Raw genomic sequence first — 23,884 nt, forward strand, 5'->3', positions numbered from 1 at the left:
TAAAATGAGTGAGATTTATGACGTTATCATTCTGGGTGCAGGTCCTGCCGGTCTGGCGGCGGGGCTGTATGCAGGAAGAAGTCGGCTCAATGTTCTGATCATCGAAAAAGGTCAGGATGGAGGTCAGATCGCAATTACTGACGAGATTGAAAATTATCCGGGTCAGATTGTAGAAGGGGAATCCGGACCATCCCTGATTGCAAGAATGACAGAGCAGGCAGAAAAATTCGGGGCAAAAAGGGTATCCGATATGATTAAAGAAGTAGAACTTGAAGGAGAGGTCAAGGTTCTTAAGAGCGAAAAGAATGAATATCGCGGAAAAAATGTGATCATTGCAACGGGCGCACATGCAAGACCGATCGGATGCAAAGGAGAAGGACAGTTCAGGGGAAAAGGTGTTTCTTATTGTGCAACATGTGATGCGAACTTTTTTGAAGATTTTGAAGTATATGTAGTCGGCGGTGGGGATTCCGCGGTAGAAGAGGCTATGTATCTGACAAAATTCGCAAGAAAAGTTACGATCATTCACAGAAGAGATGAACTGCGGGCTGCAAAATCAATTCAGGAAAAAGCATTTAAGAATCCGAAGCTTTTCTTTATGTGGGACAGTGTCGTAGAAGAACTGGAAGGTGACGACATCCTTCAGGCAATGTATGTGAAGAATGTTAAGACCGGAGAAGTAACAAAAGTCGAAGCAGATCCGGAAGACGGAATGTTCGGGCTGTTCGGATTTATCGGAACGGTTCCGAATACAAAGATCTTTGAAGGAATCATTGATATGGATGAAAGAGGGTACATTAAGACGGATGCTGATATGCATACCAATATTCCGGGGGTATATGCAGCGGGAGATGTACGTGTAAAGAGCCTGCGTCAGGTGGTAACAGCGGCAGCAGATGGTGCGATCGCAGCTGTTCAGGTCGAACGCAGCATGTCAGATTATTTTTAGGAGAAACTCCGGAATTTAACCGGGTCATTATAATAAAAAGGAGGAGAAATGACATGATAGATGTAGATAAGACTACGTTTGAAGAAGAAGTATTAAAAGCAGAAGGTTATGTATTTGTTGACTTTTATGGAGATGGATGTGTTCCTTGTCAGGCACTGATGCCGAAGGTACATGAATTTGCAGATACTTATGGGGACAAGCTCAAATTCACATCGTTAAATACAACAAAAGCACGCCGTCTTGCAATTGCCCAGAAAGTTCTTGGACTTCCTGTAATGGCAATCTATAAAGACGGGGAAAAAGTAGAAGAGCTGGTAAAAGATGACTGTACAGCTGAAGCAATTGAAGCAATGATTAAGAAATATATCTGATTCTCGAGAGGTAATTTCTAAATCATAGATGAATGACCTTGATAAGGTTTAAATAAAAAAGAAAGGAGATCGTAATTATGGCTATTTTAGAAGGGAAAAAAGCAATAATTATCGGAGACCGTGATGGAATTCCGGGACCGGCTATCGCAGAATGTGTAAAAACTGCAGGTGCTGAGATCGTATTCTCATCTACGGAATGTTTCGTCTGAACGAGCGCAGGCGCAATGGATCTGGAAAACCAGAAGAGAGTAAAAGAATTCGCTGAAGAATATGGTGCAGAGAACTTGGTAGTAGTTCTTGGTGCAGCAGAAGGAGAGGCTGCAGGTCTTGCAGCTGAGACTGTAACTTTAGGCGATCCTACTTTCGCAGGTCCATTGACAGGGGTCCAGCTTGGACTCACGGTATATCACGTATGCGAACCAGAGATGAAAGAAGAGTTTGACGAAGCGGTTTATGATGAGCAGGTAAGCATGATGGAAATGGTATTAGATGTTGATGATATCATTTCTGAGATGCAGGCTATCAGAGATCAGTTATAGTCCGAAGTTTCTCATACGAATGAAAAGGACAGGTCCGTTGTGTTCCTACAGGGACTGTCCTTTTTCTAAATTTCAGGGTATTTATTTTGAGGTAAATGGAAAGGTGGATAACCAATGAACAGTGTAATTAAAGGGGCAAGTTATGTATTAGTACATACACCAGATATGGTTTTATACAACGGAACAACACAGACAACAGAAAGAGTTGTGAATCCGGATTCGGAATATTTAAAAGCAGTACCGGAGCATCTCCGTTCTTATGAAGAGGCAGTGTCTTACTGGCCGAACCAGACTTATATCGGTAATGCACATCCGGATGAACTTGCCGAAATAGAATTCCCGTATTATGACAAGAAAAAAGAAGGGGCAGAACGTTACGGAAAATATGGAGAGATCATGCCGGAAGAAGAATTCTTGCTTCTGGTACAGGCATGTGATATGTTCGAAGTAGTGAGACTGGACAAAGCATTTGTTGAAAAATATAAAGAAACATTTGCCAAAGATCCGGTAATCTCTGATGACATAGTTGAAAAAATCCATGAAGGGGTGGAACTTTCTGAGATCGAAACGCTGATCAGCGAAGATCATGCGGAACCATTATATTTTGAGCATCAGTTAGTGGGCTGTGTAAAACCGGCACATGACATTGATGTGAACCTGTCTTCTCATGTTATGCATGAAAATCTTATGAGCAAGGCTTCCAGTGTACTTGCCCTTCTCTATGCTGTGAAGAATGCAGGAATTGAGAAATCAGATGTTGAATATGTAATTGACTGTGCGGAAGAAGCTTGTGGAGATATGAACCAAAGAGGCGGCGGTAACTTTGCGAAGGCGGCAGCAGAGGTGGCAGGTCTTGTCAATGCAACCGGATCAGATGCCAGAGGATTCTGTGCAGCACCGACACATGCACTGATCGAGGCAGCCGCACTGGTAAAAGCGGGCGCGTATAAGACGGTTGTCGTTACAGCAGGAGGCTGTACTGCAAAACTTGGTATGAACGGAAAAGATCATGTAAAGAAAGGCCTTCCGATCCTGGAAGACTGCCTGGGAGGATTTGCAGTTGTTGTATCTGAGAATGACGGAGTGAATCCGGAGATTGATCTCGGAATGCTTGGACGCCACAGTGTGGGAACCGGTTCTGCACCGCAGAATGTAATCGGAAGCCTGGTAGCAGACCCGCTTGACCGTGCAGGAATGAAAATTACGGATATCGATAAATTCTCACCGGAGATGCAGAATCCGGATATCACAAAACCGGCAGGAGCAGGAGATGTACCGCTTGCCAATTATAAGATGATCGGTGCACTGGCTGTTAAGAGAGGCGAGCTGGACAGAAAAGAACTTGCAAACTTTACAAAAGAACATGGCCTGACCGGATGGGCACCGACACAGGGTCACATTCCTTCCGGTGTCCCATATGTAGGATTTGCAAGAGAAGACATTCTGGATGGAAAGATTAAGAATGCAATGATCATCGGAAAAGGAAGCCTGTTCCTTGGACGTATGACGAACCTTTTCGATGGGGTATCATTCGTTATTCATGGCAATACAGCAGCTGTACAGGAAGAAGCTGCCGGTGTATCTGAGGAAGAAGTAAAGGGACTGATCGCAAAGGCGATGAAAGAATTTGCAGCAACCCTGATGGCTGAATAGGGGGTGTGCAGGATGGCAGATAAGATTGAAAAAATCATTGCAGACACATTTCTGCAGATGGCAGAAGGTCTGGAGACCGGAAACTTTGGAAAGAAACCGAGGATTGCACTGACCGGAATGGGTAGCGAACATGGAGAAGAGAATGCCATGGAAGCCGCAAAGATGGCAGCAAAAGATGGAATTGACGTATATTATATCGGAACACTGGAAGCAGATGGCATTACTACCGTGAAGGTGGCAGATGATGAAGAAGGCCATAAGAAGATGGAAGAATTACTTGCATCGCATGAAATAGACGGTGCGGTAACGATGCATTTCCCATTCCCAATCGGGGTATCGACGGTTGGACGTGTTGTGACTCCGGCGAAGGGAAGAGAGATGTTCATTGCCAATACAACCGGAACTTCCAGTTCAGACCGTATAGAAGGAATGATCAAAAATACAATCTATGGAATCATAGCTGCAAAGGCGTGTGGTAAGGAGCATCCGACAGTGGGAATCCTGAATGTGGATGGTGCACGCCAGACGGAGATGGCATTAAAAGAACTTGAGAAAAACGGATACGACATTACGTTTGCTGAATCAGCAAGAGCTGACGGGGGGTGTGTAATGCGTGGAAATGATGTACTGCAGGGAACACCGGACATTATGGTATGTGATTCGCTGACCGGAAATATCATGGTGAAGATGTTATCTTCTTACACAACAGGAGGCAGCTTTGAAGCATCCGGATATGGTTATGGCCCTGGTGTCGGGGAAGGTTATGAACAGCTGGTTATGATTGTATCCAGGGCGTCAGGAGCACCAGTGATCGCAGGCGCAATCCGTTATGCGGCGGAGCTGGTAAAAAGTAAAGTATTTGAGATCGCAAAGAAAGAATTTGTAGCAGCAGACAAAGCCGGTTTAAAAGATATCCTGGCGGCAAGAAAACAGATGTCGAAACCGGCATCGGAAGCCATAGAAGTAAAGGCTCCGCCAAAAGAGATCGTGACATCCCAGATTGCGGGAATAGAAGTTATGGATCTGGAAGATGCGGTGAAAGTACTGTGGAAGCAGAACATCTATGCAGAGAGCGGAATGGGCTGTACAGGACCGATTATCCGTGTGTCTGATGCGAATCTTGCAAAGGCAGAAGAGGAGCTTAAAAAGGCAGGATATATCAATTAAAGGATAACGGAATCCAATGGTTTGAGTGAAAAAATAAGAATAAATACGGGAGTGGAAGAATCAATAGAAAGATTCTTCCACTCCCGGTATTTTTTAATATGGAATAGAAGCTGCCGGTGGCAGCTTCTATGTATTATTTCCGACCGCGAAGTCTCTTTTCACGGATATCAGCAATGGCTGTATAAAGTACATCGGATGAAGAATTGAGGCCTGTCTCACAGGAATCCTGGATAACTCCGATGATAAATCCAACACCGACAGCCTGCATGGCAACATCATTCGGTACACCGAAGAGGCTGCAGGCCATAGGGATAAGAAGAAGAGATCCGCCGGCAACTCCGGAAGCACCTGCGGCACTTAATGCAGCAAGTACACAGAGAATGATCGATGTAAGAAAATCTACATGGATATCCAGTGTATGAGCGGTAGATAAAGCCATTACAGAGATTGTGATCGCAGCCCCTGCCATGTTGATCGTAGCTCCAAGTGGAATGGAGATAGAGTAGGTATCTTCGTCCAGACCAAGTTTCTTACAAAGTTCCATATTAACCGGAATATTGGCAGCAGAACTTCTGGTGAAGAATGCTGTGATAAAGCTTCCTTTCAGACAGGTAAATACCAGTGGAAATGGGTTCTGTTTTGTGAAAATAAATACAATGACTGGATTGATAATGAAGATAACAACAGCCATACTTCCAACCAGAACGAGGATTAACTTTCCATAAGAAAGTAATGCATCCAGTCCCTGTTCTGAAATCGTAGAGAAGATCAGTCCCATGATACCGAACGGAGCACAGTTGATGATCCACTGAACTGCGGTCGCCGTTGCATCGGAAATGTTCTCCAGTGCATCTTTTGTTCCCTTGTTCGCATGTTTTAATGCAATTCCAAAAATAACTGCCCAGAAAAGAATACCGATATAATTAGCATTGACAATGGAATCAACCGGATTCTTAACGAGATTGTTCAAAAGGTTGGTGAGCACTTCCGCAATTCCGCTTGGCGGAGTGATATCGGTAGCAGAAGCAGTGTCTGTAAAGGTCAGTGTTACTGGGAATAACCGGCAGGCAATAACGGCTACAAAGGCAGATACAAGGTTACCAACCATGTACAAAATGATAATAAATTTTAAATTGGTCTTCTGACCAGACTTCATGTGGCAGAGTGCACTCATAACCAGGAAGAATACCAGAAGCGGGGCGATTCCTTTCAGTGCTCCGACGAACATGGTTCCGAGAATCGAGATTACGGATGCCTGCGGAACAACAAGACCAAGAACCAGACCAATGATCAATCCGCAGATGATCCGTTTGATTAGGCTGATGCTGTTCCATTTTTTGATTAAATCTTTCATTGTTTTTTTGGCAGGATTTTTTTGAATCCCGCACCCCTCTCTTTTGTTTTTTTGCTTTTCGCAAGTATGATTATGATTATACAGGAAAAGAGCAGGAAAGTAAATATTATTTTTGGTGCAAAATGACAAGAAAAAGGAAAAAGTATGTGAAAAAATTGTCATATTAAACAAAAAAATATCGTTTAGAGGTTGTGCATATGCAGTAAGAGTGGTATAATAACCATTGTTAATAAAGAGATTGCCATCTGGGGAGATGGTGTTTTTGGGAGGTCATATAATATGCAATTAAATAATGATGGTCTGATGTGGGCACTAGTAAAGGAAAAACCGGAGGAAGGACTGTGGATGAAGCGTGTTCCGATTCCGGAAGTAGGACCGAATGATGTGAAGATCAAGATCCACAAGACAGCAATCTGTGGAACGGATGTACATATTTATCAGTGGAATGACTGGGCACAGCATACGATTCCGATCGGCCTTACAGCAGGTCATGAGTATGTTGGAGAGATCGTAGAAAAAGGGGAAGGTGTACAGGGGTTCAAGATCGGTGATCTGGTATCCGGTGAAGGACATATTACATGTGGAAAATGCCGTAACTGTCTGGAAGGACACAAGGAGAACTGTAAGGATGCGAAAGGTGTCGGCGTGAACCGTAACGGAGCATTTGCGGAATATCTTGTGATTCCGTCAAGTAACGTATGGCCATGTAATCCGAACATTCCGGAAGAGATGTATGCAATTTTTGATCCATTTGGAAATGCAACACATACAGCACTTTCTTTTGAAGCACTGGGGGAGGATGTGCTGATCGCCGGAGCAGGCCCGATCGGATGTATGGCAGCAGCAATCGTGAAGTTCTCGGGTGCAAGACATGTTGTGGTAACGGATATGAATCCATACAGACTGGAACTTGCGAAGAAGCTTGGAGCAACAAGAACAGTTAACTTAAAAGAAGAGAATCTGAAAGATGTCATGAAAGAGATCGGAATGGCAGAAGGATTTGATGTCGGTCTTGAGATGTCCGGATCACAGGTGGCATTGGATGATATGATCCACAATATGAAGCACGGCGGACACATTGCACTGTTAGGATTACAGAGAACAGATGCTAAAGTAGATCTTGAGACAGTAATTTTCAACGGATTACATCTGAAAGGAATCTATGGACGTAAAGTATGGGATACATGGTACAAGATGTCTACGATGTTACAGGCAGGACTCGATATCTCAGATATCATCACACATCATTTTGACATCAAAGATTTCCAGAAAGGATTTGACGCTATGATCTCCGGTAATTCGGGAAAAGTCATTCTGGACTGGGCACATGTAAATGACTAAGAAGAGTGCATGGAACAAAGTAGGAAAAAGGCAGAATAAAAATGGAGAGGTTGAGAAAATGGCACGTAAAGACGATATTTTAAGCATTTATACAAAAGAAGTAGAAGGAATCAAAGAAGCCGGGCTTTTCAAAGGAGAGGCACCTTTTGTATCCCCGCAGGGAGCAAGAGTGAAGATGGAAGACGGAAGAGAACTTCTTTGTATGTGTGCGAATAACTACCTTGGACTGGGGGATAACCCGAGACTGATCGAGGCAGCTAAGAGAACATATGATGAAAAAGGATACGGAGTAGCATCTGTACGTTTTATATGTGGAACACAGGACATTCATAAGAAACTGGAGAAAAAGATCTCCGGATTTCTGGGAACAGACGATACGATCCTTTATTCTTCATGCTTTGATGCAAACGGAGGATTATTCGAGACAATTCTGACAGCAGAAGATGCAGTCATCAGTGATGAACTGAATCATGCTTCTATCATTGACGGAGTACGTCTGTGTAAAGCAAAACGTTTCCGCTATAAGAATAACGATATGAAAGATCTGGAAGCAAAATTAAAAGAAGCAGACGAAGCCGGAGCAAGAATCAAACTGATCGCTACAGATGGCGTATTTTCTATGGATGGAATCATCTGTAATTTAAAAGGGGTATGTGATCTGGCTGATAAATATAACGCACTGGTTATGGTTGATGATAGCCATGCGGTCGGATTTGTAGGAAAGACCGGACGTGGAACAGCAGAGTACTGTGGTGTGGAAGGCCGTGTGGATATCATTACCGGAACATTGGGAAAAGCACTTGGAGGAGCATCCGGCGGATATACATCCGGACGGAAAGAGATCATTGATCTGTTAAGACAGAGAAGCCGTCCGTACCTGTTCTCTAACTCTCTGGCACCGGCAATTGCAGGGGCCAGCCTGGAACTGTTTGACATGCTGGAGGAGAGTACAGAACTTCGTGATCACCTGGAAGAGGTAACTGCATACTACAGAAAACAGCTGGTAGATAACGGATTTGATATTATTCCGGGAACACATCCATGCGTACCTGTTATGCTCTATGATGAGAAGACAGCAGCAGAATTCGCAAAACGTATGATGGAAAAAGGTGTATATGTTGTAGCATTCTCTTACCCGGTTGTACCGAAGGGAAAAGCAAGAATCCGTACACAGGTATGTGCAAGCCATACAAAAGAAGATATTGATTTCATCGTAAAATGTTTTATTGAAGTAAGAGAAGAGATGGGATTAAATAAATAACCGGATAAAAATAAATAAAAGATGAGAAAAAATGGTACGTAGCATTTATGAAAAGTGGTGCGTACCATTTTCTTTTTTGTGTTATACTAAACACAGCGTAAACTTGAAAGGAGAGACTGACAATGGAAAGAAGAAATGCATGGAAGACATACACACAGGAACAGTTAAAAGAACTGGATCAGATCAATGACAGATATAAAGTATGCCTGGATGAAGGAAAGACGGAGAGAGAATGTATCCGTCTGACTGTGAAAGAGATTGAAAAGCAGGGGTATCGTAACCTGAATGATATCAAAGGAAGTTTAAAAACAGGAGATAAAGTCTATGCAGTATGTATGGGAAAAAGTATTGCCATGTTCCGGATCGGAAAAGAACCATTGGAGAATGGCATGAACATACTGGGAGCACATATTGATTCACCAAGAATTGACGTGAAACAAAATCCTTTATATGAAAACGAAGAACTTGCTTACCTGGATACGCATTACTATGGCGGCATTAAGAAATACCAGTGGGTGACATTGCCTCTTGCTCTTCATGGAGTGATTGTTAAGACCGACGGAACAGTACAGGAAGTAAGTATCGGAGAGAAAGAAGAGGATCCGGTATTTGTAGTGACAGATCTTCTGATCCATCTGGCAGGAAAACAGATGGAAAAGAAAGCAAGTGTAGTGATCGAAGGAGAAAAACTGGATCTTCTGATCGGAAGCCGCCCGCTTGAGAAAGAAGAAAGACTAGATGAGAGTGAGAAAGAAGCAGTAAAAGCCAATGTCATGCGGATTCTGACAGATTATTATGATATGGAAGAGGAAGATTTTCTGTCGGCAGAACTGGAAATCGTACCTGCAGGAAAGGCCAGAGATTGTGGAATTGACAGAAGTATGATACTGGCTTACGGACAGGATGACAGAGTGTGTGCATTTACCTCATTATTCGCTATGCTGGATGTCGAAGAAGCAGTGCGTACCTCATGCTGCATCCTGGTTGACAAAGAAGAGATCGGAAGTGTTGGTGCAACCGGTATGCATTCCCGCTTTTTTGAAAATGTTGTGGCAGAACTGGTAGCTCTTACAGAAGGGGAATCAGAATTGAAAGTACGTCGTGCGCTTCAGAATTCCAGAATGCTTTCTTCTGATGTAAGCGCAGCTTATGATCCGATGTATGCGGAAGCCTTTGAAAAACGGAGTGCGGCATTCTTTGGAAAAGGGTTGGTATTCAATAAATTTACCGGAGCAAGAGGAAAGAGTGGTTCCAATGATGCCAATGCAGAATATCTGGCAGAAATACGTCGTGCGATGAAGACAGAAGATATATCGTATCAGTTCGCTGAACTTGGAAAGGTCGACATTGGAGGCGGTGGAACAATTGCTTATATCATGGCAAATTATGGCATGGAAGTTATCGACAGTGGTGTGGCAGTCTTAAGTATGCATGCACCATGGGAAGTAACAAGTAAGGCAGATGTATACGAGGCTTACAGAGGATATAAGTCGTTTTTGCGTAATATCTAAAAAAGGAAGTCGTATATTTGCACTTGAATGTACGGGAACAAGCACAATTGTGCACAATGACTGAAAAACACAGGAAAAATCAGCAGATTTATTGGTGAAAGTCTTGACGAAAACTGGCAAAAACAGTAAAATATGAAGTGCGACTTAGAAAATTTAGTTTTAGGAGGTCATGACAAATGGCAAAATGGGTTTATATGTTTACAGAAGGTAACGCAACCATGAGAAACCTTCTCGGTGGAAAAGGTGCAAACCTTGCTGAAATGACAAACTTAGGTCTTCCGGTACCACAGGGCTTCACTGTAACAACAGAAGCTTGTACACAGTACTACGAAGACGGCAGACAGATCAATGACGAAATTATGGGTCAGATCATGGAAGCTATCGATAAAATGGAAGGAATTACAGGAAAGAAATTCGGAGATAAGAAGAATCCACTTCTCGTTTCAGTTCGTTCTGGAGCAAGAGCTTCTATGCCTGGTATGATGGATACAATCCTGAACCTTGGATTAAATGAAGAAGTAGTTGAGACACTTGCTGAAGCTTCAGGAAATCCTCGTTGGGCTTGGGACTGCTACAGAAGATTCATCCAGATGTTCTCTGACGTAGTTATGGAAGTTGGAAAGAAATATTTCGAAGAGCTGATCGACAAGATGAAAGCTGACAGAGGTGTTAAGCAGGACGTTGAACTTACTGCAGAAGACCTGAAAGAGCTGGCTAACCAGTTCAAGGCTGAATACAAAGAGAAGATTGGTTCTGATTTCCCATCTGATCCGAAGGAACAGTTAATGGAAGCAGTAAAAGCTGTATTCCGTTCATGGGACAACCCAAGAGCTAACGTATATCGTCGTGACAATGATATCCCATATTCATGGGGAACAGCTGTTAACGTACAGATGATGGCATTTGGTAACATGGGAGATGACTGTGGTACAGGTGTTGCGTTTACTCGTGACCCAGCTACAGGAGAGAACGGTCTGTTCGGAGAATTCCTTACAAATGCACAGGGAGAAGACGTAGTTGCCGGTGTTCGTACACCAATGCACATTTCAGAAATGGAAGAGAAATTCCCAGAAGCATTCGTACAGTTCAAACAGGTTTGTGAAACTCTTGAAAAACACTATAGAGATATGCAGGACATGGAGTTTACTGTAGAGCATGGTAAACTGTACATGTTACAGACACGTAATGGTAAGAGAACAGCAAAAGCTGCTCTGAAAATCGCTTGTGATCTTGTTGATGAAGGAATGAGAACAGAGGAAGAGGCTGTTGCAATGATCGACCCTCGTAACCTTGACTCTCTGCTTCACCCACAGTTCGATGCAAAAGCCCTGAAAGAGGCTACACCACTTGCAAAAGCACTTGGAGCATCTCCGGGAGCTGCTTGCGGTAAGATCGTATTCACAGCTGACGATGCTGTAGAATGGGCTGAAAGAGGAGAAAAAGTTGTTCTTGTACGTCTTGAGACATCACCAGAAGATATCACAGGTATGAAGTCTGCACAGGGTATCCTGACAGTTCGTGGTGGTATGACATCTCACGCAGCCGTAGTTGCTCGTGGTATGGGTACATGCTGTGTATCTGGTTGCGGTGACATCGCAATGGACGAAGCTAATAAGAAATTTACACTTGCCGGAAAAGAATATCATGAAGGAGACTGCATCTCACTTGATGGTTCTACAGGTAATATCTATGATGGTATCATCCCAACAGTTGATGCAACAATCGCTGGTGAATTCGGAAGAATTATGGGATGGGCTGACAAATACAGAACAATGAAAGTTCGTACAAACGCTGATACACCACACGATGCTGTAAAAGCACGCGAACTTGGTGCAGAAGGTATCGGACTTTGCCGTACAGAGCATATGTTCTTCGAAGGAAACAGAATCGATGCATTCCGTGAAATGATCTGCTCTGAGACAGAAGAAGAAAGAGAAGCAGCACTTGCTAAGATTCTTCCAGAACAGCAGGGAGACTTCGAAAAACTGTATGAAGCACTGGAAGGTAACCCGGTTACTATCCGTTTCCTTGATCCACCGCTTCATGAGTTCGTTCCTACAGAAGAGGAAGACATTAAGAAACTTGCTGACGCTCAGGGTAAAACTGTTGAGCAGATCAAGACAATCATCGACAGCCTTCATGAGTTCAACCCAATGATGGGACACCGTGGATGCCGTCTTGCAGTAACATATCCAGAGATTGCTAAGATGCAGACAAGCGCTGTTATCCGTGCAGCAATCAATGTAAAGAAAGCTCACCCAGACTGGAACGTAAAACCAGAAATCATGATCCCACTTGTTGGAGACATCAAAGAGCTTAAATATGTTAAGAAATTCGTAGTAGAGACAGCAGACGCTGAGATTGCAGCAGCAAACAGCGACCTTGAGTACGAAGTTGGAACAATGATCGAGATCCCAAGAGCAGCTCTTACTGCTGATCAGATCGCTTCAGAAGCTGACTTCTTCTGCTTCGGTACAAACGACTTAACACAGATGACATACGGATTCTCTCGTGACGATGCTGGTAAGTTCTTAGACGCTTACTATGATGCTAAGATCTTCGAGAACGATCCATTTGCTAAGCTTGACCAGACAGGTGTTGGTAAATTAATGGAAATGGCTATCGAATTAGGTAAGCCGGTTAACCCAAGCCTTCACGTTGGTATCTGTGGAGAGCACGGTGGAGATCCATCTTCAGTTGAATTCTGCAACAAGATCGGTCTTGACTATGTATCTTGCTCACCATTCCGTGTACCAATCGCTCGTCTTGCAGCAGCACAGGCAGCAATTAACCAGAAATAGTACACTGTAGGTGACTAACATAGAACGTTAATTAGCTTATATAGAAAACCCCTTACACCATAATTGATGTAAGGGGTTTTTTACGTGAAAAATGTACAAAAGTTCTTGGGTGTGCTAGTATGATGATAAAGACAAATCGGTATTTGGGGAGAATAATGAATGGCAACATGGAGTGGTATAAGAAAAAAGTTGGAAACGGAATATCTGGCTCAAAGTCTGCAAGGTCATATTCAGTATTATGTAACATCATATAGTAAGAGTCCCGACCATGAGGGACGGGCGGCAATAAGATATGATGGAAAAGAAATCATCAAAGGATGCTATTGGAACAATTGGTCGAAAGCAGGCATGTTTCCCCAAGACGAAAAATATGAGAAACGCATAAAAGTAGAAAATGCGTATATGGACGATGTAGCTATAAAATTGGGAATTTTTGACCAACGCTGTTTTTATAATGCATTTGCAGAGTTTGATAATCAAGATATTGAAACAAGCCTTAAAAGTGAAAATTTAATCGTAAAAATATTTGCTGTATTGGATAGACGAGTTGGTAAACGGAGATTAAAAATTATGAAAGAAACAATAATGGACGAACCAGATACATTCCAAGAGTTTTATGCAATTCGGGTAAAAGCAGAAGGACTGTTATAAATTTCAGTTTATAGAATTAAGAAAATGAAATGTAAGGAGGAGTATGTAAATGAAAGAAATTAGAAATATGTCTGGAAATCAAAAAATAAAAATGTACTCTGATTTATTACCTGATTATTATGAAGATGACAAGAAACATGCCATAGACAGATTAAAGAAAGCATGTTATTACGAAACAACAAAGGGAAAAACTATAGCTAATCAATTAAAAGAAATAGAATTTGATATAACACAATATGAGGAACTAGATAGATTCCTTTTTCAGTTAACTTACATGGTACTAACACATTCAAAAAGAAAAGTATTAAAAAGAGAAGAATCAAGGACAAAAGTATTGCCAAATCAGAAATTAATTAAAAATATAAAAGATATAAATGTAGATTCAAAGATAGAAAAATTAGTAATTTATTTTTGGGTAGTAGGAGGTACTTATGAAAATCTTAAAATTGAACCATTCATTCAGAATGAAGAAACGTTAATTAAGAAGTTTAATGAGCACTTATTTTTTGCGGATAAAAGATTCAGAAATGTAGAATATTATAAAGATGAAAGAATGCGTGGTTACTCAGATAATAGTAGCGATAAAGAAGTGAAAGAAAATTTAAAAGATATAAAAATGGGACTAAATGAAGTAACGGAATTATATGACAAAGAATATTATGATATACTCCGAGAAGATAAACAGAAGTTGTATAAAAGTTTGCAGATAATATTAGAAATTCATTCGGCAGAAATTTGTTTGGGATTTTTGAACGGAATTATAGATAAATTATATCTAAGGGAAATACAAAGGGCTAATAAGTTAGAGGCAACTGATATAGTTGTGTTTTTGTATATGAGTTGTATGCGATTTATGATTGATACTTTTAGCGTAAGTAGTTTTAAAAATTTGGTAGAGTATAATCAACAAGATTGGTTAGAGCAATTCGATAGTTTATACAAAAAAATATTTGAATGGTTAAATGAAGTACAAGAAAATATTATCAGAGATAAATATAATAGTAATGTCTTCTTTCATTTTGCAATGCATGTGTACATGATATATTTTAAACGATATTTTGAATATCTAAATACGGTTTCAATGAATTTAATAAGAGAAGATAAAGAAAATTACAATAGTTCAAAAAAAGAATATAAAGATAAGACTGCCTATTTAGAATCATATATAAATGATTCTAAGATAAAGGAGCTGATAGAATGTCTAAATACAGGTTCGATAAATTTAACAAGGGAAGATAAAGATAAGATTATCTATTCAGAATCATATATAAATCATTCAAAGATAAAGGAGTTGATGGAATATATACTACCAAATGAAACGGAACGAAAGCCTAGTGATAGAAATGAAATTAGAAATAGATTGAAATATGTTTTAAAAGTAATGGATAAATTAGCCAAAAAAAATCCTATTTTTAAAGAAAAGAGATATGCTAAAAATGTAAAAATTATGTATCATATTTTATATGGCGATGATAAGGGAAACTTGAAACTGAATAAACAAATGCCAAAAAAATTATATCAAGGAAAAATTATAGATATAAAGAACAGTGAGAGTATTATCTTGATAGAACGATATATATATGAAAGATATGTAAATGAGGGAAAGACAGCGGAATATTTAGATTATTTAAATAAAAGAAGAGATATGTTGACTCAGTGTATAGAGATGTTGGAATCAGTAATTGAAATGAAGAATGATGTGAACGGTGAGAATAAAATCAGAAATTGATGACCTATAATGGTTGTCAATTTTTTTTTTGTTAGGGCAAGGCTCTGTTTTATGTTGTGGAGTTTTTGGATGTTTTCCAAAATGAAACTATAGGAAACAAATAAACCACCGGCTAAGCCAGTGGTCGTGATTGCATGAAAAAAGTATTTTTCCCTCCATATTTTGAAAAAAAGCCATTTGTTTTATAGTAGATATAGAAGATATCTTAAATAAATTTGTATTAATACAAGGTTACCCGTAAACAAATGACTTCCACTTATTCAAGAAATGGATGCATACATGGATTGAGTAGGTAGGAAATCATTTATTAAAAAAGAAAGTAGGTAATATTATATGTTATTACAAAAATTAAAAGCTGGTATTTATACGGGAAAAATAAAAACGTATAATACCAGAAGATCTAATAGAACAGGTTTAACTTATTTAAACCTTACGGTAACTATCAAGGCGAACGGACAGAAAGTAGATTTTCAAAAATCATACTGTCTGGATCCAGGAAAGAACATGGATATCATAGAAATTATGGAAGCAGTAGATGGGGTAGATGTAGATGAAGAAGCAGATTTTGAAAAATTGTATAACCATTTCTTTAAAGTAAGCATTGTCTACAATAAATTGGGACAACCATTTATTGCAGAGTTACAGGTAGCTGAAGATTTTGAAGTGGAAGAGGAGGATTTATTTTGAAATTAATATCCATAAAGCAAGGGTTATATCCGGGTTACATTAGAGATTATAATATAAAAACCTCTGATAGAACTGGTAAAAAATATCTAAATTTAAATCTTCTAATTGACACTTTTAAACAGGAGGCTGATGTTCAGAAATCATATTGTCTGGACATAGGATATAATCTTTCGATTATAGAACTCATGGAAGAAGTGGGAGGATTGGATAAGTCTGGAAATGCTGACTTTGAAAAGTTATATGACCATGAATTTATGGTAGGTATATATTATAACGATTTTGGCCAGCTGATCACAGACAAAATATATACAATCCTTGAAGATGATTTTGAGGAGGATGAAGGATGTCGAATGACAAAAGAGTATACAGGCTTCTAAAATCAAAAAAAATTTCTGTTGGAAAAGCGGAAGATGGAACATTTCTTTGTTCCATCCCGCACAATGGAAATAAAGAAATACTTGATATCCATTCATCCAATTTCAGAATAGCTTTTAAGTCATTCTGGAAGAAAGAATATGGTGAGTTGTTGAACGATAAAGAAGTTCAAGAGATCATAAGCATTATCGAAGTAGAGTGTTATGAATCCAAGAATAAAATACAACGAAATCATCGTATTTACACAAAAGGAAGAATGCTCATTTATCAGTTAAATACGGATAATAATACAAGTGTCCGTATAGAAGATGGAGAGTGTGAGATTGAAGAGACACCTGACTTCATGTTTTATACAGACAGGAACTTTAAGAATCAGGTAGAACCAGATTTAAACGTTATGCCGGAAGAGTTATTACCGTATATCAGAAAGCATTTTAATGTTAAAGATGAAGACGATGTCATTCTCATTAGCATATTGATTGTTTCTAGTATGTTAGGAATGAACTTCAATCATCCAGTAATTCTGATACAGGGAGAAAAAGGCTCTGGAAAATCAGAATGTTTGAAAAAGCTGGAAATGATAATCGATCCAAAAGATTCTGGAATATGTGCTTATACAAGTAACAAAGAAGCGATTGTACTCCGATTATCCAAAAGTTATTTTACCTGTTTCGACAACGTAAGCTTTATATCAAAAGCCATATCGGACTTACTTTGCAGTGCGGTAACAGGGGCAAGCGATACTACAAGACGGTTGTATACAGATACCGAAGAAAGAATCGTGAAGCTTCACTCCATCATAGGTATAACATCTATCAATGGGGTTGCAAGGTCTTCTGACCTTGTTGACCGTTCGTGTCTGATAGCTCTGAGTAGATTTGAAAAATCTGAAATAAAAACAGAGCAGAGTGTTATGGCAAGTTTTCAAAAAGATTTACCGTTCATATTGGGTGCAATCTTTAATACGATTGCTGGTGTATTGAGTGACAGGAAGAAAGTAAAAGCAAGACACAAGATTCGTCTAGCTGACTTCCATGAAAAAGCTATTAAGATTGGAAGAGTATTAGGTATCGAAGAAGATAAAATATCTGATATATTATTCCAAAATAGACTTAATTTGTCATTAAGTATACTGGAATCAAGTTCCATAGCCATATGTTTGAAAGAACTTATGGCTGATAAATATGAATATGTAAATACACCGACAGAATGTCTAAATGAGTTAAAACACATCGCACTCCAAAAAGGAATTGATAAATCGACCCTTCCCAAAGATGGTTCGAGATTAACCAAGGCATTCATTTTAATCAGAGATGAATTAAGTGAGGTGTATGGACTGGATTTTGAACAAAAACGAGGTAAGGAACGTCTTTATGTGATAACCAATAAGAACTTAGAAGAGGAGCTTGATGAAGAATAATTCGTCGTTTCGTCGGTAAGAGGGGAAAATTATTTATATATTTTTTCCCCTTTATAAAAAAGTTAGTGACGTAGTGACGATGGGTAATTGTAATGATTGTTCTGTATGAATGTTGAATGAATAACAACACAGGACAACCACGACAACACAAACAGACAGAAGAAAAAAGGAAACATCAACAAACACTACAGCGACAGACCACCACATCCACGAACACAAAGTAGACGGAGGGGTCAGAATATATGCAGAAGCGAAGACACGAAGTGACGAAGACCTGCAGATATTCTGATGGTGCACGATAAATAATCGTGCACACGCCCCCCCAAAAAAAGAAAAGCGTGAAGCGCAAGCTTCACAAGACTAAAAGGGCGGTGGAACAGGTGGAAGTAATTCTTATCAACCATTCGTAATTATCGTATTTTTCAAAGTAATATTATTTTTATGAATGATTGAGTAAGAGAAAGGAGGAATATATGGAACATCAGGATACAAAAAAGTTGGAGATGAAACCACTTTTGATAAAGATGTTATTCATAAATAATAAAATCAATCATTCGACATACAAGAAAGTTGTGAAACAGTACAGGAGGAAGGAACGAGCATAATGGACAATTTGGCTTATAAGATGCAAGCAATGTGTATCAGTAACAGGTCAAGAACAAGTATACATGATAAAGTCCGGGTATGTTTTTACGGAAGAGTATCTACACAACATGAGGAACAGGTTAACGCATTAAGTAATCAGCTTCAATGGTACGAGACGATTCTGGCAGAACATCCGAACTGGGAAAAAGTTAATGTATATGTGGATAAAGGTGTGACAGGTACACAGGCAAAGAAGAGAGAGGGATTCATGCAAATGATAAAAGATGCAGAGAAAGGTGACTTTGACCTTATCTGTACTCGTGAAGTATCAAGATTTGCACGTAATACGGTAGACAGCTTACAGTACACAAGACAACTGAGAGAGTGGGGTGTAGAAGTATTCTTTTACAATGATGGTATCTGGTCACTGGAACAGGATGGGGAGTTAAGACTTACGATCATGTCTGCAATGGCACAGGAAGAATCAAAACATATCAGTGAAAGAGTAAGAGCCGGACAGAGAATATCCAGAGAAAAAGGTGTCCTTTATGGTAATGGAAATATCTTAGGATACAGACTGATCAAAGGGAAAAAGTCTATAGATAACACATATGAAATCATAGAGGAAGAAGCCGAAACCGTAAGAATGATTTATGACCTGTATTTAACTGGGATGGGAGCAAAAACTATCGCAGGTAAAATGGTAGAGATGAAAAGGAAAAAGGCAGATGGAACATACAACTGGGAACATTTGTCAGTACTACGGATATTAAATAATAAGACATATGCCGGTTATATCAGTTACAATAAATCCTATACGAAAAACTTTCTGGGACATAAAAGGGTAACGGTACGGGATGTCAGCCAATATGAATATGTCAAAGGTAACTTTCCGGCGATTGTATCAGAAGAGACTTGGAACAGAGTACAGGCAATAAAGAGTAAGAAAGTAGTTATCGTAGACGGTAGAAAATGTTCTAAACCGATATCAAAAGATAAGTGGTGCAGACATCTGGTATGTGAATGTGGCAGTGTGTACGGAAAATACAAATGGAGAACCAATAAAAATGGTGAGGTCAGTAATGGATATCAGTGCAGACATCAAATCCGCTACCGTAAAAGAAGTTTCCATGAAAAACAGGGATTGGATGGTACGGGATATTGTAATGTGCCAGCTATTTGTGAATGGAAATTAGATTTTATGGCTAAGAGTATTCTGGAAAGGTTATGGAAAGACCAGAAAAGTTCAGTAGAAGAATTGCTTCAGGATATTCAGGATAATTACAGTGAAGAGACTGGAATTACAGATCGTGAATATCAGATAGAAAAACTGAAAAGAGAATCGGAAAGATTAAAGAACCGTATGAGTAATCTTGTAGATATGAAACTGGATGACTTGATCGGTAGTGAAGAGTTCGAAGACAAGAAATGTACGATTGATGAACGGATGTTACAGATTAAGAATGAACTGGCAATATTGTCACAGGATGAAGAGGATAATGAGCCTGTAGAAGTAGAAGGAGAGATTAAAAAAATAAAAGAATATCTGAATGGTGTGTGTGATTTGAATCAGAAACAGTTAAGTGACGAACTGGTAGACGCTGTTATAGCAAGAATCACACCAATGGAAAACGGCGCTTTTAAATGGTATATCCAAGGTGAAGAGTATGATACAGAAACTTCTTTTGATGAATCTAAGTATGTTTTATATGACAGATTTACACTGAATTTTGAAGAAGCAAAGAAGTACAGAAAAGCATTTGGTAATTTTATAAGAGCAGTACAGTGGAAAGACCTTATCGTAGAAGTCTACATAAGACAGGATTAACAATTTTAAGCTGAACAGCCCACTCCGTTAATGAAGTAACTTTAAAATCAATGGAAAGAAGGTAAGAACGCTGCATGCAGGAAGGAGTTCGTGGGGCTGGACCGAATTTTGAATATTTATCAGCCATAAAAGTATCGGTAAAAGATAAATCGAGATTCCAAAACCACTCAATGATATCCCAGGTGGAACGAGCAAGAGTATTTGGATTAGGATAATATTTACGAAGATTAGTAACAACAAAGTTTTGGTAGTCAGCATGACTGCCACAATTAATAGGTAACATAAAAATCGCCCTCCAGTCGATAAAATAAAATATATTCAATCGGCTTCGCCGCAAATTTTGAGCGATTTGTCAAGTGTTTTTGACAAAAAAGTGGGGGATTTTAATAAAAAGGAATCAGAAAGCCTTGATTTACTGGGCTGAAGATTCCGAGAAATCATTACTATTCAAAGGAGGGAAAGATGAAAACAACAAGTATCAAGGGAGTGTTGTCCTTTTGTGTGGCGGTGACCGTTACGGTTGCTATGGCATATTCAGCTGTTACAGTCATACAGAAGAACAACGTTGCTACAGAGAAGGCTGTAAAGGAATCTCAGGCAATTGGTTCTGAAGTTTCCACAGATAGCCTTAAGGATGGAGAATACGAGGGTACCGCTACCGGCTATGGTGGACCTCTTACTGTCCGCATCACCATTAAGGGTGGAAAACTGACAGATATCAAAGTTGTATCTCACACAGAAACACCGGAATATTTCAGCAGAGCATCCGCTGTCATAGGTAAGATTTTGAACAGTGGCAATGTAAATGTCGATTCTGTATCGGGTGCGACTATTTCTTCGAATGCAATCAAAAAGGCAGTTGCAGACGCACTACGGAAAGCAGGTTCTAAGCAGAAGGCTAAAATGTCTACAGTTAAGAAAGATACAAGAAATGCTAATCTAAATGATGGAGTTTCCACAGAGTCAGGTTCTGGAGTTTCCACAGATAACCTTAAGGATGGAGAATACGAGGCTACTGCTACCGGCTATGGTGGACCTCTTACTGTCCGCATCACCATTAAGGGTGGAAAACTGACAGATATCAAAGTTGTATCTCACACAGAAACACCGGAATATTTCAGCAGAGCATCCGCTGTCATAGGTAAGATTTTGAACAGTGGCAATGTAAATGTCGATTCTGTATCGGGTGCGACTATTTCTTCGAATGCAATCAAAAAGGCAGTTGCAGACGCACTACGGAAAGCGGGTTCTAAGCAGCAGGCTAAAATGTCTACAGTTAAGAAAGATACAAGAAATGCTAATCTAAATGATAGAGTTTCCACGGGGTCAGGTTCTGAAGTTTCCACAGATAGCCTTAATCTAAATGATGGGGTTTACACAGGGTCAGGTCAGGGCTTCAACGGACCGATACGTGTTCGAGTAACAGTTTCCGGCGGCAATATTACAAATGTTGAAATACTGTCACATAGCGATGATGCACCATACTTTAACCGCGCAAAGGCCGTAATCGGTAGACTGCTAGGTAAGCCGGGTAAGAGCGTAGATACAGTTTCCGGCGCTACTTATTCTAGCCGTGGAATTATCTACGCTGTAAGAAATGCGCTTGCTAATGCTGGTAAGACGAACATAACAAACACGAACAGCAATACGAACAAGCCTAACAAGCCTAACAATAATAACAACAATACACCAGGCACGGGTAACAACCCCCCTTTAGTGAAGCCGGAGACTGGAGAGCCGTCATACGTTGATGCAGCTCTTCGCAAGCACTATCCGGGGGATAAGCTTAAGGACGGTGAGTACACCGGTATAGGTATAGGGTACCTAAATCCGGGTGGAATCAAGACTTACGTGACCGTAAAGAATGGCGAAATCTCAAGCCTGAGAGTTGGAGTAGGTGATGAATATCGTGATGATATGGGACCATTTAGAAGTAAAGCTGAGAACGTTCTACCTTTCCTACAGGGTAAGGAAGGACGTTGGAATATAGCTAAGATGGGACTTTACCGTGAGTATTTCGAAGATATCAGAAAAAGCAGAGATCCAAAGGCGAAGGTTAAGGAGCTCTTTGGAGATAAATATGTAAGCATGCTCAATGGACTATCTGGAAAGAACACAGAGTCTGACCTCACACTAATGTCGAGAACTGTAAAGGCTTACATGGGTGATCGCTACGAAGGCAAGAAGATGTTTGATAGCGTAACTGGAGCTACAGTTAGTGCTAGCGGTATTTCTGCTGCTACAAAGGAAGCAACCAATAAGTCTGCAAATGATTTTAAGATGAATTCTGATGTAAAAGAAATATCGATCATTGAACCAAAGGTCAAGACTATAGAAGTTAATAAAGGTGATGTAGTTGACTTCTCTGAACTAAAGATTAAGCTTGTTAAAAACGACGGTTCGATTAAAGAAGTTGGATGGAAGGATTTTGCGGAGAACGGACTCAGTATTACTGATGAGGCTGGTAATGCAATCGAAAACGGCAGCGACCTCAAGGCTTACGGCGATAAGAAGGTAATCAAGGCAAGGGTAGTTCACAAGGAATCTCTTTCATACGACAATTTCAGAATTTTAGTTGGACGCTATAGCAAAGACTATATTGTTGGACTTCAGTACAGCAAGGATGGTTCGAAGTGGTATAAGGTAAGTGACGTTAAGAGAGATTTCGCAGATGATCGTAAGATAGATGACCAGCAGGTTGTTGACGCACCGACATCTTTCGAGTTCGAAAATGTTAAGATCCGCCTGGTTTCTAAGGAAGGGCATCGCTACGAATATACTACTGATAAGAAACCTGTTAATAGAAAGGTGAAATACACCGTGATAAAGGATGAAAATCCTAATGCTCCACATACAATTTTTGTGACATTCCAGCTTTCCGGTACGGAAGCAGATAAGGAGCTTGTAGGTGATGATGGTAGTGGAGGTAATGGCGGTTCAACCGAAGAGCCGAACCTACCAGAGGTCGAGGTAGATAGCAAGGTAATCGAGACGGTTCTCGACGAGCCTGGCAGACCTAAGTGGACTGAGCGAATGCCTATCAAGCCTGCGACAGTTACTAGCCTTGATAAGGATGCCGAGATGCAGACAACCATCGAAGGACTTCCAAAGGGACTAAAATTTGATGGCAGAACCATAACCGGAACACCGGTTGTAGAAGACGACAACTGGGATGGAGACAATGGTATGTTCAAGACCGTAACTCTGAAGTTCAAGGCAAAGAAGAACGGGGTGATGCTGGTAAGAAAATATAAGTACTGGATTTACAGAGATAAAGACCGCGACGGAATCGCAGACGATGATGAAGATGGCGGAACAGCGTTTACACCACAGAGACATAACTCAAAGCCTCTCGTTGTAGACGGCAAAGAACCGACACTCGATGACTATAAAGCTCTATTCAGTAACATCCCTGCGGATGGTTCAGTAAAGGTGAGCATAAAGCAGAAGCCTGACCTCAGCAAGAAGGGAACGGCAAGAGCGGTTCTCGAGTTCTCAGTAGATGGAGTAAAGAAAAACGGCAGAGCAATCGTAATAATTGATGTCAAGAACCCTGTTGAGGAGAGCGAGCCAAACCTACCAGAGGTCGAGGTAGACAGCAAGGTAATCGAGACAGTTCTCGATGAGCCTGGCAGACCTAAGTGGACTGAGCGAATGCCTAT

Annotated in this window: 18 protein-coding genes; 16 read left to right on the forward strand and 2 right to left on the reverse strand. The window is 40.2% G+C overall.

Annotated elements, in window-relative coordinates; translation table 11 throughout:
• Positions 1–4: 4 nt before the first annotated feature.
• The 5 genes from trxB to grdD all read left to right on the forward strand — a co-directional run bounded on the left by trxB (position 5) and on the right by grdD (position 4,679).
• Positions 5–949 (forward strand): thioredoxin-disulfide reductase, encoded by a 945-nt coding sequence (gene trxB, locus OCV72_RS10105; RefSeq protein WP_055283624.1) that lies wholly within the window; start codon positions 5–7, stop codon positions 947–949.
• 53 nt (positions 950–1,002) lie between these two features.
• Positions 1,003–1,320 (forward strand): thioredoxin TrxA, encoded by a 318-nt coding sequence (gene trxA / locus OCV72_RS10110; RefSeq protein WP_022415097.1) that lies wholly within the window; start codon positions 1,003–1,005, stop codon positions 1,318–1,320.
• Positions 1,321–1,397: 77 nt separating this feature from the next.
• A complete protein-coding gene (grdA, locus tag OCV72_RS10115) occupies positions 1,398–1,859 on the forward strand; it encodes a glycine/sarcosine/betaine reductase complex selenoprotein A (protein ID WP_080656513.1) in 462 nt (153 codons plus the stop codon).
• 114 nt (positions 1,860–1,973) lie between these two features.
• Entirely contained in the window at positions 1,974–3,512 is a 1,539-nt protein-coding gene (grdC, locus tag OCV72_RS10120) for a glycine/sarcosine/betaine reductase complex component C subunit beta (protein ID WP_022415098.1), read from the forward strand.
• Between the two features lie 12 nt (positions 3,513–3,524).
• Entirely contained in the window at positions 3,525–4,679 is a 1,155-nt protein-coding gene (gene grdD / locus OCV72_RS10125; RefSeq protein ID WP_055283626.1) for a glycine/sarcosine/betaine reductase complex component C subunit alpha, read from the forward strand.
• Between the two features lie 133 nt (positions 4,680–4,812).
• On the opposite strand, the gene sstT is transcribed toward grdD, so the two are convergent.
• Positions 4,813–6,033 (reverse strand): serine/threonine transporter SstT, encoded by a 1,221-nt coding sequence (gene sstT, locus OCV72_RS10130; protein WP_022415100.1) that lies wholly within the window; start codon positions 6,031–6,033, stop codon positions 4,813–4,815.
• A 279-nt stretch (positions 6,034–6,312) separates the two neighbouring features.
• On the opposite strand from sstT, the gene tdh reads away from it, so the two are divergent.
• From tdh to OCV72_RS10180, 10 genes are all read left to right on the forward strand, one after another.
• Entirely contained in the window at positions 6,313–7,374 is a 1,062-nt protein-coding gene (gene tdh / locus OCV72_RS10135; protein ID WP_022415101.1) for an L-threonine 3-dehydrogenase, read from the forward strand.
• Positions 7,375–7,432: 58 nt separating this feature from the next.
• Positions 7,433–8,635 carry a glycine C-acetyltransferase gene (locus OCV72_RS10140; protein ID WP_022415102.1) on the forward strand — a complete coding sequence of 401 codons (1,203 nt, stop codon included), beginning with the start codon at positions 7,433–7,435 and terminating at the stop codon, positions 8,633–8,635.
• A gap of 122 nt (positions 8,636–8,757) precedes the next feature.
• A complete protein-coding gene (locus OCV72_RS10145; RefSeq protein WP_055283628.1) occupies positions 8,758–10,146 on the forward strand; it encodes an aminopeptidase in 1,389 nt (462 codons plus the stop codon).
• 176 nt (positions 10,147–10,322) lie between these two features.
• Complete coding sequence (gene ppdK, locus OCV72_RS10150; RefSeq protein WP_055283630.1) at positions 10,323–12,947, forward strand: pyruvate, phosphate dikinase; 2,625 nt, start codon at positions 10,323–10,325, stop codon at positions 12,945–12,947.
• Between the two features lie 159 nt (positions 12,948–13,106).
• Positions 13,107–13,598 (forward strand): SF0329 family protein, encoded by a 492-nt coding sequence (locus tag OCV72_RS10155; RefSeq protein WP_005330996.1) that lies wholly within the window; start codon positions 13,107–13,109, stop codon positions 13,596–13,598.
• A 49-nt stretch (positions 13,599–13,647) separates the two neighbouring features.
• Entirely contained in the window at positions 13,648–15,327 is a 1,680-nt protein-coding gene (locus OCV72_RS10160) for a hypothetical protein (protein WP_055283632.1), read from the forward strand.
• A 333-nt stretch (positions 15,328–15,660) separates the two neighbouring features.
• Positions 15,661–16,014 carry a hypothetical protein gene (locus OCV72_RS10165; protein ID WP_055283634.1) on the forward strand — a complete coding sequence of 118 codons (354 nt, stop codon included), beginning with the start codon at positions 15,661–15,663 and terminating at the stop codon, positions 16,012–16,014.
• Complete coding sequence (locus tag OCV72_RS10170) at positions 16,011–16,391, forward strand: hypothetical protein (RefSeq protein WP_055283636.1); 381 nt, start codon at positions 16,011–16,013, stop codon at positions 16,389–16,391. Before OCV72_RS10165 ends, OCV72_RS10170 begins: the two co-directional genes overlap by 4 nt.
• Positions 16,358–17,809 (forward strand): hypothetical protein, encoded by a 1,452-nt coding sequence (locus OCV72_RS10175; RefSeq protein WP_055283638.1) that lies wholly within the window; start codon positions 16,358–16,360, stop codon positions 17,807–17,809. The genes OCV72_RS10170 and OCV72_RS10175 overlap by 34 nt, the downstream gene beginning before the upstream one ends.
• A gap of 604 nt (positions 17,810–18,413) precedes the next feature.
• Entirely contained in the window at positions 18,414–20,222 is a 1,809-nt protein-coding gene (locus OCV72_RS10180; RefSeq protein WP_055283640.1) for a recombinase family protein, read from the forward strand.
• Here the strand turns inward: OCV72_RS10180 and OCV72_RS10185 are convergent.
• Positions 20,191–20,505, reverse strand: a complete 315-nt coding sequence (locus tag OCV72_RS10185; protein ID WP_055283642.1) for a hypothetical protein — start codon at positions 20,503–20,505, stop codon at positions 20,191–20,193. The two genes, OCV72_RS10180 and OCV72_RS10185, sit on opposite strands and share 32 nt — an antisense overlap.
• A 179-nt stretch (positions 20,506–20,684) precedes the next feature.
• Here OCV72_RS10185 and OCV72_RS10190 point away from each other — a divergent pair.
• Positions 20,685–23,884 (forward strand): FMN-binding protein (locus OCV72_RS10190; RefSeq protein ID WP_055283645.1); only part of this gene is annotated, 3,200 nt, incomplete at its 3' end.

Origin of the sequence: Dorea amylophila (genome assembly GCF_025567265.1) — a bacterium.
Lineage (GTDB): Bacteria > Bacillota > Clostridia > Lachnospirales > Lachnospiraceae > Dorea_A > Dorea_A amylophila.